The sequence below is a fragment of the Terriglobus roseus DSM 18391 genome, assembly GCF_000265425.1.
GTDB classification, from domain to species: domain Bacteria; phylum Acidobacteriota; class Terriglobia; order Terriglobales; family Acidobacteriaceae; genus Terriglobus; species Terriglobus roseus.
Genome location: NC_018014.1, coordinates 850,452 through 868,332 on the forward strand (window position 1 = coordinate 850,452; position 17,881 = coordinate 868,332).

Below are 17,881 nucleotides of genomic sequence, written 5' to 3' on the forward strand. Positions count from 1 at the left end.
TGCTATCTTCTCGTTCCAAACTCCGCTTGGCCAGTTGGAGCAACCTCTTAGTTCCCCAATCCAACGTCGCGTTCAGCCCTCTTTGGTCCCTTCCAGTTGCCTGTGTCCTGGCTTTGGGAGCTTCCGGCTTCGCGGGTGCCCAGGTTACGTCCGGCACCATTCTCGGCTCCGTTCAGGATACATCCGGGGCGCTGGTCCCTGGTGCGACGGTCACCGCCACCGCGCCCACGCTGGGCATCACGCGTACTGTAACTTCGGGCTCCAACGGCACCTTTTCGTTGCCGAACCTGCCCGGCGGCTCCTACACGCTGACGGTTTCCATGACGGGGTTCCAGCAGCTCAAGAAGGATGGCATCATCCTGAGCTCAGCTGACCGTCTGAATGCCGGCGTGTTCCAGCTCCAGATCGGTACCGAAGCGCAGACGGTCAGCGTCACCGCTGACCAGGGTCAGTTGCAGATTCAGGCGAACTCCGGCGAGCGTTCGGACCTCATTACCGGCAAGCAGTTGAACGACATCGCTCTCAACGGCCGTAACGTTCTCGATATCGTCCGCGTCATCCCCGGCGTCTCCGGTTCGGGCAGCTTCGGCGTATCGGGCACCGGCGGCCTGGACAGCTACAGCGTCAACGGCACCCGCGCGAACCAGCACGAGTTCACCATCGATGGTGCATCCAACGTCGACACCGGCAACAACGGCGGCACGCAGGTAACCATCAACACAGACGCGATTGCGGAAGTGAAGGTGCTGACCAGCAACTATCAGGCCGAGTTCGGCAAGGCCGGCGGCGGATCGATCATCGTCACTACTCGCGGCGGCACAAATGACTTTCACGGCAATGTGCACTTCTTCCATCGCAACGAAGGCATGGACGCGCGTAGCTGGCTGGAGAACCGTAACAAGACCGCTCAGCAGCTGTACCGACTGAACACCGTCGGAGCACAGATTGGCGGACCCATCGTGAAGGACAAGCTCTTCTTCTTCTTCTCGACTGAGTTCTACCGCCAGTTGCAGCCGGGCGCTGTCAACCAGTACCGGGTACCCACCGCGCTGGAACGCACGGGCGACTTCAGCCAGAGCAAAGACAGCAGCGGCAACGCGCTGACAATCTACAACCCGAACACTGGTCTTCCCTTCGCCAACAACCAGGTGACGGCGGCACAGTTGACCCCGGCACAGGCGGCGAACTACACGCAGATTCAGCGCATTCTGAACCTGTATCCGCAGCCCAACGTGACGAGCAACGCAACCTATAACCGCCAGGATCCTCTGTCATTCGATCACCCGCGCACGGAGTACATTGCCCGCGTGGATTACCAGATCAGCTCGACTGAGCGTCTCTTCGGCCGTTACATCAACAACCAGGACACGCAGATGGGCCCCTTCGGCAATTTCGGTCTGCAGTGCAGCTCGAACCTACAGTTTGCAGGCGGTTGCACGAACTCACAGCCCGGCTGGAATGCTTCGCTTGACCTGACCAGCACCATCACGCCAACAGTTGTGAATGAAGTCAGCGTTGGACCCAGCGTTTACCGCTCGCGCATTGAGGGTGTAAACGGCAACATCAGCGTTGGTGCGAACAACATCAACCTGCCGCTGCTGTTCCCGGTCACGTCGGGCACGTCCATCCCGGACTTTTCATTCAGCGGCAACGGCCAGAACTATCCCAGCAGCTACCTCGGTTCCACACCCTGGCACCAGGCCACCACGACGATCAACGCGAACGACAACCTGAGCTGGAGCTATAAGAGCCACACCATGAAGTTTGGTGCGTTCTACCAGCGGGCGCGTAAGGATCAGATCAGCTACGGCAATAGCAACGGGCAGTTCAGCTTCAGCAACGCCTGCACCAGTGTTGGTGGCTGCCTTGCCGGATCGACGTCCAGCAACCAGGGTTCGCCCTTTGCTTCTGCTTTGGTTGGGTCATTCAACAGCTTCTCGCAGAGCAGCGCGCGTCCAACAGGGTTCTTCCGTTACAACCAGTTCGAGTTCTACGCTCAGGACACGTGGCAGCTCACGTCGCGCTTCACCCTGGACTACGGCGTTCGTTTCGTCTACATCCCGCCGCAGTATGACGCGAAGAACCAGATCGCTCTCTTCACGCCGTCTGCTTATGATCCGGCAGCTGCCGTCGCCATCAACCCCACCAGCGGCGCCATCGTTGGCGGCACGGGCAATCGCCTGAACGGCATGACCTATGCCTCGAACGGTACGCTGCCCAAGGGTGGATGGAACAGCCGCGGCATTATGTATGAGCCGCGTGTTGGCTTCTCGTGGGATACGTTTGGCGACCGCAAGGGCGTTCTCCGTGGCGGCTTCGGTATCTCGCATGACCGTTCGCAGGGCAACTTGGTCTTCAATACGGTCTTCGGTAATCCGGCTCTTGTAACCACACCGTCGCTGACCACTGGCAACATCACAGGAATCGCAACCGCGGCACAGTCGGCTCCGGGTGTTCTGTCCGGCATCTACGGCGCTGATATTACAGGCCAGGTGCCGACCACCTATAGTTACTCGCTTGGTATTCAGCGTGAAGTTGCACCGGGCACCACGCTCGATGTCGCTTATGTTGGAACGCTGTCCCGTCACCAGGTAACTGCGCGCGATCTGAACCAGATCCCGTATGGCACCACCTTCACACGGGCAGCGCAGGATCCGTCGAAGTATGCCGGCGGCGTTGTGCCCGCGGTAGAACCGAACCTTGCACCTGAGTATCGTGCGGCTGGCTTGTCGTTCAGCGGCGCGAATGCTTACCAGACGAACTACCTGGCGCCTTACAAGGGCTACGACCAGTTGGAGTATTACAAGTTCGACGGTACCTCCAACTATCACTCGCTGCAGCTTTCTGTGCAGCGTCGGTTCTCACGCGGCCTGACCTTTGGCGGCGTGTACACCTGGTCCAAGGCGATGACGACTTCAACTGCCGACGAGACATTCGTCGATAAGTTCAACCCCAAGCTCTACAGCTACGGTCCTGCCGGATTTGATCGTCGTAACATCGGCTCTATCAATTACGTCTATGATCTGCCAAAGATCGCGCAGCACTTCGGTAGTGCATCGCGCTTCATGGCTTACATCACGGACGGCTATCAGCTCTCTGGTCTTGCAAACTTCCAGAGTGGCAACCCCGTTCGCAATGCACTGTACTCGCCTGCCAATCAGCTTACCGGCGGACGCCAGTATAGCAAGACGCCGCCGGCCTACGTAGGTGTGGATCAACAGGGCAACCTGATCCTGCCAACGATCGGCGCACCGACGCAGGGCGCACCGGGCAGCATCCGCAACGATGCTCTCGTCACCTGGGATAGCTCGATCTTCAAGAACTTCGCATTCGGCAAGTCGGATGGTGGTCGCTACATTCAGCTCCGCGGCGAGTTCTTCAACGTCCTCAATCACACCAACTTCTCTTCACGTGACTACGGCGCAAACGTGACTCTGCCCAGCTACAACTCGGCCAGTAACACGTATACGCCACTGTCGATCGTCAAGGATTCCGCATGGGGTACGCCAACCGGCGTTCGCAGCCCAAGCGGTCCTGGCGGCCCGCGTGTGATTCAGTTGGCAGCAAAGATCTACTTCTAACCCGCGGTATCCCTCCTGACACTGGGCTGACCTACAGGTCAGCCCAGTATTTTTCTAACTCAGCGTCTTAAGAAGGATCCGCGTGACCTGTTCTAGATTTCTGCTCTTCACCTCGGCAATTGTGCTCGTAACACCACTCACGGCACAGACAGTGCAAGCTGTGCAGACTACTGTCGACCTGTCACGGACGATGGTGCCCATGCCAGCAGCTAAGTTTCAGAAGCAGGCTACCGCCGCTTCGTCTTCGATCTCGATCGATGACAGCAAACGCTTTCAAGTCATCGATGGCTTTGGCGCCGCATTTGTCGAGGGTTCGGCATACCTGTTGCAGCACGAACTGACTGCCACGCAGCGCGCCGATGTCATGACGAAACTTTTTTCTCCGACGCAGGGAATCGGCCTGAGTGCAATGCGCCTGCCGATTGCATCCACGGATTTATCGCGCACTCACTACAGCTACGACGACATGCCAGCTGGGGAGCAGGACCCCGCAATGGCGCACTTCTCCATCGAGAAAGATCGCGTCGATGTGTTTCCAACGGTGCGGGAAGCATTGAAGCTAAATCCGCGTATGACCTTGATAGCATCGCCGTGGAGCATGCCGGCGTGGATGAAGACCAAACCCACCATGAACGGTGGCATGCTGCGCGAAGACGCGGAGCCGGCGTTCGCAAAGTATCTTGTGCGGTCGCTGCAGGCCTTCCAGCAGGAAGGTATCAAGCCGCAGTATCTGACCATCCAGAATGAGCCGTTGAATGAGACGAAGGATTATCCCGGTACGCTGCTGAAGGCCGATCAGGCGAAGCGCTTCATCGGACGTGATCTTGGCCCGGCGCTACGCGCTGCCGGCTTGAAGACGCAGGTACTCGCGTACGACCACAACTGGGATCATCCGGAGTACCCGCTGGAAGTAACTGCTGATCCTGCTGCTCGCCCCTTTACTGCCGGCTCTGCGATGCACTGCTATGGTGGAGCCGTTAACGCGCAGGATGGCATGCACAATGCCGATCCAACAAAGGGCATCTGGATGACTGAGTGTTCCGGTGGCACGTGGCAGAAACAAGCGCCATTAGCGACCACTGCGGATCTGATCATCGGATCGACGCAACATTGGGCGAAGGCCGTTGTCCTCTGGGGCATAGCGCTTGATCCCAAGGGTAATCCGCATGCTGGCGGATGCGGCACGTGCCGCGGGTTGCTGACCATTGACTCTTCGCAACACCCGGCGAAAATCACCTGGAACGGTGACTTTTACGCTCTTGAACATGCCAGCAAGTTTGTTCATCCGGGAGCGGTGCGCGTTGCCTCGGAGGCGACTGGCTCCGGCGTTCAGCAAGTTGCCTTCCGTAATACTGACGGCACCATTGCGCTGCTTGCATTCAATGCCGGCGATGCGAACCAGTCGCTCAGTCTGAACTGGCGCCAGCGCTCGGCTTCGGTTACGCTCCCTGCGCATTCGCTTGTCACTTACACCTGGAACGGTCGCTGAGCATTGTTGCTCCGAATTTAGGATGTGTCTCTTGCTGTTGGCAGCCTTCCCTCTGTCTCTGTTCAAGTTGACTGGCAGTCATTGGACCGCTTGCAAATGCCAAGGCAGACACGATGGGTTCCGGAGTCTCGCTGACTATCCAGAAGACACGGTCACGGTGCTCGAAGGCTCGATGACACGCGTCTCCATAGACGCTTCGAACGGGGCAGCATTGCAGGTAACCGTCGACGTAGAGAATGCCTTCGAGATAGCAGGCGATGATCTCGCGTAACTCTACATTCACCAGCGTGCGGGAAGCCTCTAGGCCTTCCAACGAATCAGTCTGAAACCGCACGAGCGACGCACCGTCACCCGACGTTGCAGTCCAACGAACTTATTTACTGGAGAGCGAGCAGTCGAATTCGGGTAACCGGGCCAGGAGCTTACGACTTATGCGCAGGCGGCCCGGTAAAGGCTGACTTACGTACAACTTTAACGCTGACGAGTTAGCAGATACTCCGCGAGGCCCCGGATTCGCGGCTTAGATCTGGGGTTGCGCAAGCATAGCGCTAAACTGTGGAGGCATCAGCACATCGATTGGAAGCCTGTTTGGGATTGCCAGCACGGGGCACCGCGCTTCTCTCACGATTGCAGCGAAGGTCGACCATGGTGCGTGTTCATCGTGCAGCATGCCTTCCGATATGCCTGTGATGATGACGCCGGCCCCATACTCTTCCGCAGTCTGAACAACGATGTTCTGCGGCACGCCGTGTTTCGCGATTAGTCCAACAGTGCACGATGAGGTGATGTCCTGCAGCAAGCTTGTCCGCATGCGATGACGTGCAAAAATCTCTTCCGCCTCCTGCGACTGTGCGAGCAGCGGCACTTTCTTATGGTTGATCACGTGTAGCGCGTACAGTTCACCCTGGAAACGCGTCGCTACTGCGGCTGCAAAGCTCGTCGCAGAGGCGCAGCTTTTACCCAAGTCTGTCGCGAGCAAGATTTTGCGGAATGGGTTGCCGGATACGACTGCATGGGGTTCGACGATTAACGTCGGGCAGCTTGCTCGCCTCATCAGGCCTTCCGCTAAGGATCCTGTGGCAATGCGTGCGAGGCCAGACGCACCATGTGATCCCACAATGATGAGGTCGATTTGCTCCGAAGTGACAAGTTGCTGAATTAATTCAAAGGGTGATTCAGCGGCAGCAATCTCATGGTGAGTGACAGAATTCAGAGATGGTCGAGCAGCCACTGCTGCTTTGAGTCTCTTAATTCCAGCTTGAATACAGGATTCACGAAAACACGCGCCGTCGTGGCCGCTTCTTTCATCCGGTGAATGAGTCGAGACCGAATGTACCAGGAAGACTTCGGAATGGAAGTACCTGGCAATGCATAGCGCAGCTTCCAGAACCCTGAGGGCCTGATCATCGAAGTCCAACGAGACAAGGATCCTATTGATCCTTAACTTGTCTGGTCGCGGTAGCATGCTGAGAACATCATTGAGCTGCGAAACTTGCATGTTTCTTGCCCCCTTCCAGCCGACTCAAGAATAACTACAGAGAGGGTCAGCGGTGGTGATAGAAATCACAGGCGGTACACAAGCGATGCGCAGAAGGATTCGCGAAGAGTATAGCAATATTTTTGAACGTCTAGCTATCGCGTTCCGGGCGATTAGAGAAGCTGCAGACTATCTCCAAAATTGCTGACATCCCAATTGACAAAAAGTTATGACTTCTGCCGGGTCAGTTCCTGATTTCTTCGGGAGTTATACCTTCTTCCCCGGCATAACTAATGTTTTGGATATGGTGCTGAATCGGCGCCTGCGAGTGCGAATGCATAACGTGCAGATCGGACTTATGGTGGGCTGATCAAGGAATTGTCTCTCGAGCGGAGCCAGCGGACTAACTCAAACAGTGTTATGGGGTTGTCGGAGCGGCGTAAACCAAGATTGAATTGGTGGACCTGAGCGGGATCGAACCGCTGACCTCCTCGTTGCGAACGAGGCGCTCTCCCAGCTGAGCTACAGGCCCTTCGTGTTGCTCTCGTCGCGCGGGCGCGCGGCGTGTGTTTGCTGCAACAGTTCTCCTGAGTGTAGCAGGAAGCAGATTGCCACTCAACGCCGGATGGGCGTTAGTCTCTCTGGGATACCTGCGCCTTTATAGTGGCTGCCAAATCGTCAAAACGGTCGGTCGGCATCGCTCCCTGCGCCAGGTCCTTGCCGCCGCCTCCGCGTCCGCCCAGCGTCTCCAGTGTCAGGCGTAGAAGCGTCCCGCAGTCTGCAACGCCGGGCTTTGCTGCAAGGACGACGGCCATGCGTTCCGGCTCCGCAATGCCGATCAGGGCCAAAGCGACGGACGTCGTGCTGATCAGCGAGGATGCCAGCGCTTTTGCGTAGCTCGCATCGCGGCCCGAATGCCGGGGATCCAGGCGAGTCGTCAGAGCCAGAATCGAACCGCGCTCCAGCGTGAGCTCCGCAGCGCGCGATGCCATCCTTTCCGCTTCGAGCGATGCGAGTTCGGCCAGCAGAGTCGCCCGTTCTTTGGCGGTGGCCTTTGAGTCAGCCTGCAAACGTCCTACGCTGGCGGCGATGGCTTCGACTCCGGTCGAGAGTGCCTGCGAGAGCGTCTTGAGAAGATGAAAGTCGGCCTCTGCAGCCCTCATTGCGCGGTCGCCGCACACAAAGGACAGCCGCATGGTGTTTCGCACTCGCTCGGTGCCACGGATCAGCAGAGGGCCGATCTGTGCAGTTGTTGCGACGTGTGTGCCGCCACAGGAGTTGGTATCGATCCCTTCGCCAATCTCCACGATTCGAATCCGGCCAGAGCGCGGCGGTAACTTCCGCAGCACGCCCGCGGCGAGCATCGCTTCGGCCTCCGCCTGATCGACATAGCGGATCGAGAAGGGGAGTGCAGCCGCGATGACATCATTGACACGCGTCACCGCCTGATCGAACTGGGCATCATCCAGGGCCGGGCCATCTAGGTCAATCGTCGATAGATCTTCGCCAAGGTGGAAGGAAACCGTTTTCGCGTCAAAGTCCCGTAGCAGAACTGCCGACAACAGATGCTGCCCGCTGTGCTGCTGCATGTGGTCGCGGCGGCGAACGGAATCGACAGTGCCGCGGACCGCGGTGCCTTCCTGTAGAGGCTTCGATGTTGTGTGCCAGACTTCGCCCGTTTCGTCTTCTTCGACGTCGGTGACTGGAGCATCCAGCGACGCGCCGGAGCGCGCCGTTGCAGTCAGCTTGCCCGTGTCGTTCGGCTGTCCGCCGCTGGTCGGATAGAAGGCAGTGCGGTCCAGCGCGATTTGCCAAACCTGTCGTCCGTCAACTCGGGCGACCTCACGGATAGCCGTGACCTCAGCCGTAAACTCCAGGGTCCAAGGCTCGTCGTAGTAGATGCGTTCGGCAGCATGACTCACGAAAAGTGCTACTCCCTTGGCGTGATCGTGATCATGCCGCCGATCGCAGACACTTCACTCTGGCTACCGATGATCAGCGGGGTGCGCATATGCGGTTCCGTCGGCGTGATCTCAAGGATGCGATAACGACCGTTGCTTGCAGCGCCGCCAGCCTGCTCAGCGATAAAGCTAAGGGGATTCGCTTCGTACAGTAGGCGTAGCTTGCCGTTGGGCGCCTTCTTCGTCGGAGGATAGAGGAAGACGCCACCTTTCAGCAGCGTGCGATGGAAGTCCGCAATGAACGATCCGACGTAACGTGAACTGTACTTCCGGCCCATCAGCGTTCCATCGCGGAAGCGGCCGATAGCCTTGGCATACACGGGCAGTGACTCGCCAATGTTGCCCTCGTTCATCGAGTAGTAGGTTCCGTGTTCCGGCATCAGCATGTCGCCAGTGCTCAGCAGGAATTCACCGTCCGATAGCGTGAATGCGTGGACACCCTTGCCGGCGGTATAGACGAGGATCGTAGAAGGACCGTAGTTCACATAGAGCGCTGCCACCTGCGCCGTTCCCGGCTGCAGGATTGCAGCACGGACGTCGCTGCCCGGCTCGACGGCCTGGATGGAGACGATGGTGCCAACGTTGACATTGACGTCGATGTTGGAAGAGCCGTCCAGCGGATCAAAGATGGCGATGAACTTCGCATTCGGCCGGTCTGGGAAGATGAGCGGCTCATCATCTTCTTCGCTAACGACAGCAGCTACGCTGGGCAGTGCCTTCATGACATCGATGAGGGTCAGGTTGGCAAAGACGTCCAACTTCTGCTGTTCTTCGCCCTGAATGTTTTCACTGCCAGCCGCGCCCAGAATGTCATCGGCCAGGCCCGCTGTGCGGATCTTTGCTTCAATGGCCGCAGCGCCATCTGCAATCGCTGTGATCAGCGCCCCAAGATCCGCGTTATGCCGCTGTCGCACATGTTGAAAAAGGGTCATCGCCATGGGCATAAGCGTAGCACTCGGTCAACAGAAGTTGCGCCGGGCGATGTTGCTGCTGTGCGGTTTACGCACAGCAGCAATACCTAACCGCGGCCTGCGACCGCAGGAAAGACAGCAATCTTTCCGGTTGTGTGTTGTAGAGGTGCGGCGCACACGCGATTGCGACCCTCTCGCTTGGCTCGATACATCGCGGCGTCCGCATCGGCGATCAGGCGGTGTGGGTCAAGCGTTGCGGTTGGCCATGCTGTAGCCACACCGCAGCTCACCGTGGCCCAGACATCCTGCGCGGGGATGATCGAATCGCGTTGGAGCGCCGGCGATCCGGCCACCTGCACGAGCGTGCGAATACGTTCCGCGACCTTGAATGCCGTGTGCGGTTCCGCATCCGGCAGCAGAATCACGAACTCTTCGCCGCCGAATCGAGCTACAAAGTCGTCCTCGGCTCGCAGCGCCTGTTGCAGCAGAGAACCCACGCGTTGCAGAACGCGATCGCCATAGGGGTGGCCGTGGGTGTCGTTCAATTTTTTGAAGTGGTCAACGTCGACCATTACGACGCTGATGGGGTGCCTGCGTTCCAGTGACAACTGCCACAACTCGTGCAGACGCGTGTCGTAGGCCCGCCGGTTTGGCAGTCCGGTCAATCGGTCGGTCGAGGAGAGTGCCAGTAGCTCCGCGTTCGCCTCCGCAAGCATGCGGCGTTGCAGCCGGCCGCGCAGTTGCAGGAGGTATGAGAAGCGGCGCTCGCGGGACATGGTGTAGTTCGCCGTGAAGGTCAACATGGCTACCCACGCGAGCATGCCACCTGAAACCATTTTGTTCGAAACCGGCAGTTGCGCGTCGCTGACAAGGGAAATCGCGTCCAGGATGGTAATGATCACGGACGTCGCGGCGGCATAGGGCAGGTCAATCCGCAGCATGCAATTTGCAACCAACAGCACCAGGATCAGCCCTGTCTGTGCGTCCACGCTGACCGAAGCGCTGACGTCATGGTGCAAGTAAAGGATGCTGATGGCGCCCAGTACGCACAGGATTGATGTTGCAGACTCCCGCAGGAAAGCGCTGCGCCGGCTTTTGACCAGCATCGCAACTAAAAGAACTAAAGGCGTGATGATGCCAAAACGGACGATTGCGGCGCGCTCAATATTCGCAGGCGCCATGAAGTAATCGCCCACGATGAAGAAATCGTAGGCAAGCAGTGAGAGCAATCCCTGAACCAGCAACATGCGGGCACGCGCAGCACCCGTTTCGCGCTGAAAACGCTTCTCCAAGTCCCGCGAGAAGCTTAGCGATGCAATATGTTCGGTCTCGTATCGTCGAATCTCGTCTTCAAGAGCGGGAATCGGATCGAAATTATTTGAATCGGCCATAAATGTCCTTAAAAGACTAGCCCCCACCATTGGGTGCCAGCCATGCCACGGGCAGTCCATACGACTCCCACAAACGCACTAAGGGAACCTCAATTAAGAGCATCGGGACACGTCCACAGTTGTGTGGAAAGTTCGCGGGCGGGAACTAAGACTGCCTCGAGGCCGTTGAATTGCATTGGTACAATAAAGCTTTGATCAGGGAGAAAAATGCTTCGTTTTTCAACAGCGGGCGAAAGCCATGGTGAGGCGCTGGTAGCGCTGCTCAGCGGCCTCCCCGCCGGCGTTCCAGTGGATAGCGCGTTTTTAGGGCGCGAGCTTTGGCGCAGGCAGCAGGGCTTTGGCCGCGGCGGGCGCATGCGTATCGAGACGGATACGGCACACATCCTGTCCGGCGTACGGCATGGCAAGACGATCGGCTCGCCCGTCGCGATGACCATCGCCAACCGCGATTGGAAGAACTGGGAAGAGATTCTGCCCGTCGAAGAGGGCGATGTCGCGAAGCATAAGGCCGTAGCATCTCCTCGGCCCGGACACGCCGACCTGGCCGGCGCCCTGAAGTACAACTTTCCCGATGCGCGTTACATCCTGGAGCGTGCTTCGGCACGTGAATCCTCTGCCCGCGTAGCCGGCGGAGCGCTGGCCAAGATGCTTCTGCGCGCACTCGGAATTGAAGTGTTGTCGCACGTCGTTCGCGTCGGCGCGGTGGATCTTGAGCGGCCGTACCAGTGGGACGAGATCGTCGCCAGTAACGCGCGTGACACGGTCGTATTGAACTGTATCGACCCCGAAGTGGAGCAGCGCATGCGCGGCGAAGTAGACCGCGCGCTCCGCACAGGGGATACCGTGGGCGGTGTCTTTGAGGTCGTTGCGCACGGCCTTCCGCCGGGCATCGGCACGCACGTCAATTGGGATGAGCGTCTGGACGGTCTGCTGGCCCAGGCCGTGATGAGTCTGCAGGCGGTAAAGGCAGTTGAGCTTGGCCGCGGTGTTACGGCGGCGGAGTCCATGGGATCCACCGTGCATGACGCCATCGCCTATGCGACTGAAGAAGAAGCAGCAGAGGCTCATACGCGCTTCACCCGCATGGGCAATAACGCTGGCGGGATTGAAGGCGGCATCTCAAATGGACAGGACGTTACCGTGCGCGGCTATTTGAAGCCCATCAGCACACTTCGCCGGCCCCTCGGCTCCGTCAGCTTCGACACGCGCGAACCCGTCAAGGCAGCCTATGAACGCAGCGATGTCTGCGTGGTGCCTGCCGCCGGCGTAGCCGCCGAGGCCATGGTTGCCATCACCCTCGCGCGCCTGGTGCTGGAGAAGTTTGGCGGCGATAGCCTGGCTGAGACACAACGCAACCTCGAGGGTTACCGCGAGCAGATCAAAAGGTTTTAGCACCCAGACGTATTTAGGACTCGATTCAAGCAGATGATCTATCCCATCGTGAAATATCCCGAACCCGTTCTGGCGCAGAAGGCCGATCCGGTAACGGTCTTCGACGCGGAGTTGAAGAAACTGACTGACGACATGTTCGAGAGCATGTACGCGGCGGAAGGCATTGGCCTGGCCGCGCCCCAGATCGGTGTCTCGAAGCGCCTGTTCATCGTGGACCTCTCGTTCGGCAAGGAAAAGAGCGACCGGTTGGTCCTCATCAACCCCGAAATCATTCAGCGCGATGGCCGGCAGGTCGAGGAAGAGGGCTGCCTTTCGCTGCCGGACATCCGCGACAAGGTCAGCCGCAGCTTCACGGTGCGTATCCGAGCCCAGGATGAGTACGGCAAGTGGTTTGAGATGGACGGCGAAGAACTGCTCTCCCGCGCCTTTCAGCACGAGTTGGATCACCTCGACGGCATTCTTTTCATCGACCGCCTTTCACGGCTGAAGCGCGACCTGATTCTGCGGCGCATCCGTAAGCTGCAGAAAAACGGCGAGTGGTAATGCGCAGGGCGGGGCGCGGCCTATGCGATTAGTCTTCTGCGGCACGCCACAGTTCGCTGTCCCAACACTTGAGGCTCTGCTGGCCGCTGGGCATCAGGTCTCGCTGGTGATCTCGCAGCCGGATAAGCCCGTCGGTCGCAACGGCGAAATCCATCCCACACCGGTCAAGCGTGCTGCGTTGGCGCACGACATCGCGGTGACACAGCCCGAAAAGCTGAAGCACAACGAATCCCTGCGCGAGACGCTGACACAAATTGCGCCCGACGCCATCATCGTCGTCGCCTATGGCCGCATTATTCCGCAGTGGATGCTCGACCTGCCGCGCTTTGGCTGCATCAACGGCCACGGATCACTGTTGCCACGCTGGCGCGGCGCGGCGCCTATCCAGTGGGCCATCGCCAGCGGTGACACGGAGACCGGCGTCACCACGATGCGCCTGAATGCCGGCCTGGATACCGGCCCGATGCTCATGAAGTGGGCGGTCACCATCACACCACAGACCACCTCACCGCAACTCTTTGAGACACTTTCGACCATCGGTGCTGACCTGATGGTGCAGACACTCGCCGGTTTGGAAGCGGGCCTCATCACACCGAAGGAGCAGGACGACGCCCAGCACACGCTGGCGCCGATCCTTACGCGCGACGATGCCCGCATCCTATTCACCCGTACCGCGACTGAAATCGACCAACGCTTTCGCGGCTTCCAGCCGTGGCCGGGTACCTTCACAACACTGCGTGGCAAGAAGTTGATCGTCCACGCAATGCACGTTGCCGATGTCACCAGCAACGAAGTCCCGGGTACGCTCATTCTCCAGGAAGGTGCGATGTTCGCCGTGTGCGCCGGCGGAACGGCTATCGCGCTGGACGAAGTGCAGATGGAAGGCAAAAAATGCATGCCCGCAGAAGAGTTTCTTCGCGGCTTCCAGATCAAGAGCGGCGAGACGCTCGGTGAGGCAACAACGCAATGACCCAGTCGCCCCGCAAATCTGCATTCGGCAAGCCATCCAGCAGCGGTAAGCAGGACTTCACGAAGCCGGTGATCGTTGCCAATCCGGCAGGCTCGATGAAGCCGCGATCCAATGCCGCGACAAACACGCAAGGATCGCGACCGGCTGCCGCAGCTGCTTCGAAGCAATCTCCAGTCGCACGCGCAGCGGTGCCGCCCAGTGAGGCCAGCCTGATCCGCGCTGCCGCTGCGGCAAAGATCTCGCCAGCGCGCGCCGCAGCATTCCACATCCTCAGCAAGGTGAGCAACAGCGCGTCGCACTCAGATGATCTGCTGCACTCACTTGCCGTTAACGCGCTCTCTGCGGAAGACCGCAATCTGACTACGGCGCTGGTGCTCGGCGTGCTTCGCTGGCAGCTTCACTTGGACGCGGTGATGCGGCCCATGTTGCAGCGGCCGGATGCAGAGCTGCATCCCGCAGCCTTGCTCGCACTTCGCCTAGGCGTCTTCCAGTTACTTCATCTGGATCGCGTGCCCCCGCACGCTGCGCTGAATGAGAGCGTCGAACTTGCGCGGGCGAACGGCGCCGCCCACGCGGCCGGCATGGTCAACGCAATCCTTCGGCGCGTCCTTCGAGAGAAGACAACAGAGGCTGCAAATCGCTCCACGTTAGCCGTTGCTGTTACTCCTGCAGAACAGGCGCATCCAGCCTGGATGATCGCTCGCTGGCGTGCCAATTTTGGCGGAGCCACGGTTCGCCGCATTGCAGAGTACGACCAGGCGGAACCGCCGTCTCACGAACTCTTCAATGCAGATCCCGCGCTGCCGGAGATCGATGACGGATCGCGTCTTGTCGCAGAACTGGCTGCAGCGGCGGTCGGATTGCCGAAGCGCATCCTCGACTGCTGTGCTGCACCCGGTGGAAAGACCGCGGTACTTGCGGTGCGACATCCCGACGCGGAGATCGTTGCCGCAGACATCAGTGACAAGCGTCTCGACGCCATGCGCAAGCGCATGGACCGTGATCCTGCGACCGCCTCCGTTAAGACAATCGTTGCGGACATGACTGCGCCGCAGACAGCGCACATGCTGCGCGAGGGATTCGACCTGATCCTGTGCGACGCGCCTTGCTCGGGCACGGGTACCCTCGCACGCAACCCAGAGATTCGTCACCGTCTGCGGCCAAGCGATCTGCCTCGCCAAGCCGAGCGTCAGCGCCAGATCCTCGCCAACGCTCTGCGTCTGCTCGCACCCGGCGGCATCCTCGTCTACTCCACATGTTCGCTGGAGCCGGAAGAGAATGAGGCCGTCGTGGCCGCAGCAATGCAGGATGTCGAAGGGATTGAGCAGTCAGCCGCACAACCGATTGCCGAGCGAATTGCCGATCTCAGTCCAGAGGCAGCTGAGCAACTAGCTGCGTCGGCTTTCGCCGATGCGGCCCTCCGCACATTGCCTGGCACGCAAGCCTGCGATGGCTTTTATGCAGCGGTGCTTCAAAGGAAGAACTAGCTCCGGAGCATCGCCCGTCTTACCGAACAATCGTTGGGATCGCTGCAGGCTGACGCACGACCGGTGCAGAAGGACGCGGTGCAACGGCACCGGCAGGGGATGCTGGCGTCGCCGACGGCGCCGGAGTTGCACTCGGCGTCGCGATAGCCGAAGCGCTCATCTTTACCCGAGGCGTATCGGTTGTGCTGACTCGCATTCCTGCGGCGGGGTTCTGCGTGAGCACTACGCCTGCGGGCAGAGTCGCCACTGGAGCGGGTGGCGCCGTTCCGGTGGGGGCGTTGGGATCAACGGCAACGGGTGCAGGCTGCGGAATGATTGCGTAAACGCGCAGATCCATCTCACGCATCTTGGCACTGGCCGCGGAATAGCTCATGCCCACAAGATTCGGCATCACGTACGCGCGCGGCGTCGCGCTTTCTGGCTGACTCAATAACAGGCTTACCTCGGGCTTGTCGACGCCCTCGGCATTCGCTGGCGGGGTCTGCGCCAGTACAGTGTCAGCGGGCCCAGGCGAGGGCATGTGAGCGATTGCTCCCAGATCCAGCGAAGCACGGCGGATGGCCATGCCGGCATCGCGCTCGTTCATCCCAACTGTGTCCGGGATAGACACCCGCTGCGGTCCCATGCTCTCGGTGATACGCATATGCCAGCCCTTGCGCACGCTGGCGCCGGGTGATGGCGACTGCGAGAGGACGCGACCGGCGGGCACTGTCGTGGAGTAAAAACGGTTCTCGACGGTGAGATTCAGTTGCGCGCTCGAGGTCTTCTCTGCGGCTTCTTCCAGAGTCAGGCTGCTCAGGTTCGGTACCTCAACCTCGCCGGTGTGGATCGCCAGTCGCATGGTGATCAACGCAGACAGGAGCGCGACCGCCGTCATGGCGAGCAGCGTCATGCCAATGCGGAAGGCACGGGCGGCTCCAGCAGTGACCTCGCCGGAGTTATTGCGATAGCGAACGCGAATCTTCACGAGTGGTTTATCGTACCGAGCCGTAGGACGCACGCAGCCTGCGGCCGGTTGTCGACCCCGACCAGACCTCAACGATCATTGTCGGTCACTGGCTCTGGGTGGATCAACAGGCGGTCCACTTCGGGGCGCTCGCGCAGGAAGCTTGCCTCCATCTGCGAGATAATGCGGTGCACCGCGCCCATGGGCAAATCGTCCGGCATGCTGCAATGGCAGCTCATCTGCAGATGTTCTCCGGTCCGAGTTGCGACGATGTTGTGTACGTCTTCAATCTCGGGGAAGCCTTCTGCGGCACGACGAACCTCGTCCTCCAGGGCGCGGTCATCCTGCAGACGCACGGCGGGTTCAATGGTGCTCTCTTCGGCTTCGATGTGCGTAATGACCGATCGAATCTCGGGCACCTCGCGCTTCATGTCTGCCTCGATGTGTGTCGCGGTCTCGTGCGCCTCACGGAGCGGCATATGCTCGGGCAGTTCCAGGTGCAGTTCTACGGCCAGGCCGCCGTCCATCTGCTGCACTGTCACATCGTGAATACCCAGGTTCGCTCGCTGCGCCACGGCGCGGACACGGTCGAAGACACTCTCTTCGCCAGTGGCAACTGCTACCGTGCGCACCACCACATCCGTGCCGGGCATCACCTTCTGCACCGCCTCGGTGGCTGCCATCACAATCTGTTCTGATCGCTGAAAGGTCGTGTTACGGTGCATGCCGATCGCAACGTCCGCGAAGTAGCGCGTACCCGCTCGCCGCATGCGCAGATCATCCACAAACAACACGCCATTCACTCCGCGGATCGCCTCGGTCAACTCTCGCCGCATCTCTGGTGTCGTGGCGTCCAGCAGCGCATTCACCGTCTCGTGCGCGAGTTGATAGGTGACCTTCAGAATGATGCAGGAGACCAGCAGGGCAGCTGCGGGATCGGCAAGCTCCAGTACGCGAATGTGGAAGTGCTGGCCTGCGAAGGACGCGCCAAGTCCCAGCAGGACTGCGGCGCTCGACCAGATGTCCGTGCCGAAGTGCAGAGCTTCTGCCTGCAGTGCCTGCGAGTGAACCATGTGGGCCACACGCGCCAGGTGACGGGACCGCGTGTAGTCCACGGCGATGGAGAGTATCAGCACCAGGACGGGCCAGATGGATGCGTGGAGATCCAACGCTTCGCCGCGATGAAAGCGCAGGATGCGGCGCACCGCCTCAACGATGATCCAGATGGACGAGCCAAGCATCAGCACCGTCTCAACGAATGCGGACAGACTCTCGACGCGGCCATGACCGTAGGTGTGATCATCGTCCGGGGGGCGGTCGGAGACGCGCACGCTGAAGAGCGTGAGGCCCGATGCCATCAGGTCGATCGTGGAGTGTGCTGCTTCGCTCAACATGCCGAGCGAGCCGGTCGATAGGCCGGTGATGACCTTTAGCAGCGTGATGCCGCTGGCAGCCAGCACGCTGCCGAGCGCTGCCGACTGCTTGGCCGCTGACTCCGCGTGGATCACGCCGTCGGGATCGCGTGTACTTTGCGGGTGTGCGTTCTGCATTGGATCAGGCATGCGAATCCTTAGGCTACACGGGTACGGGCGTCGAGGCACGGCGTTGGGGTAGGATGGCACCCATTGCCGCATGTGCATTTGTGCTGCGGGGAAGGCGGGATCATACTTCTGAATCGGCGACAGTTTACTGGGGCGCTTGCTGCCACGATTGCCTCAACTGCGGCGCCTTTG

12 protein-coding genes and 1 tRNA gene are annotated in these 17,881 nt (G+C 59.8%); 6 read left to right on the top strand and 7 right to left on the bottom strand.

Annotated elements, in window-relative coordinates; genetic code table 11:
* Positions 1 to 113 precede the first annotated feature (113 nt).
* Together TERRO_RS03675 and TERRO_RS03680 are read left to right on the top strand one after the other, a co-directional pair.
* Positions 114 to 3,581, top strand: coding sequence for a TonB-dependent receptor (locus TERRO_RS03675; protein ID WP_041592435.1), 3,468 nt, complete (start codon positions 114 to 116; stop codon positions 3,579 to 3,581).
* Between the two features lie 82 nt (positions 3,582 to 3,663).
* Positions 3,664 to 5,070, top strand: coding sequence for a glycoside hydrolase family 30 protein (locus TERRO_RS03680; protein WP_014784656.1), 1,407 nt, complete (start codon positions 3,664 to 3,666; stop codon positions 5,068 to 5,070).
* Between the two features lie 520 nt (positions 5,071 to 5,590).
* On the opposite strand, the gene TERRO_RS03690 is transcribed toward TERRO_RS03680, so the two are convergent.
* The 5 genes from TERRO_RS03690 to TERRO_RS03710 form a co-directional block, all read right to left on the bottom strand.
* Positions 5,591 to 6,568, bottom strand: coding sequence for a universal stress protein (locus TERRO_RS03690; RefSeq protein WP_014784657.1), 978 nt, complete (start codon positions 6,566 to 6,568; stop codon positions 5,591 to 5,593).
* Between the two features lie 435 nt (positions 6,569 to 7,003).
* Positions 7,004 to 7,079 (bottom strand) — tRNA-Ala (locus TERRO_RS03695).
* Between the two features lie 100 nt (positions 7,080 to 7,179).
* Positions 7,180 to 8,469 carry an alanyl-tRNA editing protein gene (locus TERRO_RS03700; protein ID WP_014784658.1) on the bottom strand — a complete coding sequence of 430 codons (1,290 nt, stop codon included), beginning with the start codon at positions 8,467 to 8,469 and terminating at the stop codon, positions 7,180 to 7,182.
* Positions 8,470 to 8,477: 8 nt separating this feature from the next.
* A complete protein-coding gene (gene fbp / locus TERRO_RS03705) occupies positions 8,478 to 9,446 on the bottom strand; it encodes a class 1 fructose-bisphosphatase (protein ID WP_157178242.1) in 969 nt (322 codons plus the stop codon).
* Between the two features lie 80 nt (positions 9,447 to 9,526).
* Positions 9,527 to 10,810 carry a GGDEF domain-containing protein gene (locus TERRO_RS03710; RefSeq protein ID WP_014784660.1) on the bottom strand — a complete coding sequence of 428 codons (1,284 nt, stop codon included), beginning with the start codon at positions 10,808 to 10,810 and terminating at the stop codon, positions 9,527 to 9,529.
* Between the two features lie 207 nt (positions 10,811 to 11,017).
* Here TERRO_RS03710 and aroC point away from each other — a divergent pair, with 207 nt between their 5' ends.
* Genes aroC through TERRO_RS03730 form a run of 4 tightly spaced genes read left to right on the top strand, consistent with a single transcriptional unit; the run spans position 11,018 to position 15,202 of the window.
* Positions 11,018 to 12,202 carry a chorismate synthase gene (gene aroC / locus TERRO_RS03715; protein WP_014784661.1) on the top strand — a complete coding sequence of 395 codons (1,185 nt, stop codon included), beginning with the start codon at positions 11,018 to 11,020 and terminating at the stop codon, positions 12,200 to 12,202.
* 33 nt (positions 12,203 to 12,235) lie between these two features.
* Positions 12,236 to 12,745 (top strand): peptide deformylase, encoded by a 510-nt coding sequence (gene def / locus TERRO_RS03720; RefSeq protein ID WP_014784662.1) that lies wholly within the window; start codon positions 12,236 to 12,238, stop codon positions 12,743 to 12,745.
* Between the two features lie 22 nt (positions 12,746 to 12,767).
* The gene (gene fmt, locus TERRO_RS03725; RefSeq protein WP_014784663.1) at positions 12,768 to 13,715 is read left to right on the top strand and encodes a methionyl-tRNA formyltransferase; all 948 of its coding nucleotides are present in this window, start codon (positions 12,768 to 12,770) and stop codon (positions 13,713 to 13,715) included.
* Complete coding sequence (locus tag TERRO_RS03730) at positions 13,712 to 15,202, top strand: RsmB/NOP family class I SAM-dependent RNA methyltransferase (RefSeq protein WP_014784664.1); 1,491 nt, start codon at positions 13,712 to 13,714, stop codon at positions 15,200 to 15,202. The genes fmt and TERRO_RS03730 overlap by 4 nt, the downstream gene beginning before the upstream one ends.
* Positions 15,203 to 15,221: 19 nt before the next feature.
* On the opposite strand, the gene TERRO_RS03735 is transcribed toward TERRO_RS03730, so the two are convergent.
* Positions 15,222 to 16,169, bottom strand: coding sequence for a PASTA domain-containing protein (locus TERRO_RS03735; protein WP_014784665.1), 948 nt, complete (start codon positions 16,167 to 16,169; stop codon positions 15,222 to 15,224).
* Between the two features lie 68 nt (positions 16,170 to 16,237).
* Positions 16,238 to 17,710: a cation diffusion facilitator family transporter gene (locus TERRO_RS03740; protein WP_014784666.1), complete on the bottom strand. Its 1,473-nt coding sequence runs from the start codon at positions 17,708 to 17,710 to the stop codon at positions 16,238 to 16,240.
* Between the last annotated feature and the right edge of the window lie 171 nt (positions 17,711 to 17,881).

Bases quoted from the DNA above. Each gene is read 5' to 3' on its own strand.
- TERRO_RS03690 (WP_014784657.1), bottom strand. From the start codon at position 6,568: ATGCAAGTTTCGCAGCTCAATGATGTTCTCAGCATGCTACCGCGACCA.
- fbp (WP_157178242.1), bottom strand. From the start codon at position 9,446: ATGGCGATGACCCTTTTTCAACATGTGCGACAGCGGCATAACGCGGAT.
- TERRO_RS03710 (WP_014784660.1), bottom strand. From the start codon at position 10,810: ATGGCCGATTCAAATAATTTCGATCCGATTCCCGCTCTTGAAGACGAG.
- aroC (WP_014784661.1), top strand. From the start codon at position 11,018: ATGCTTCGTTTTTCAACAGCGGGCGAAAGCCATGGTGAGGCGCTGGTA.
- def (WP_014784662.1), top strand. From the start codon at position 12,236: ATGATCTATCCCATCGTGAAATATCCCGAACCCGTTCTGGCGCAGAAG.
- fmt (WP_014784663.1), top strand. From the start codon at position 12,768: ATGCGATTAGTCTTCTGCGGCACGCCACAGTTCGCTGTCCCAACACTT.
- TERRO_RS03730 (WP_014784664.1), top strand. From the start codon at position 13,712: ATGACCCAGTCGCCCCGCAAATCTGCATTCGGCAAGCCATCCAGCAGC.
- TERRO_RS03740 (WP_014784666.1), bottom strand. From the start codon at position 17,710: ATGCCTGATCCAATGCAGAACGCACACCCGCAAAGTACACGCGATCCC.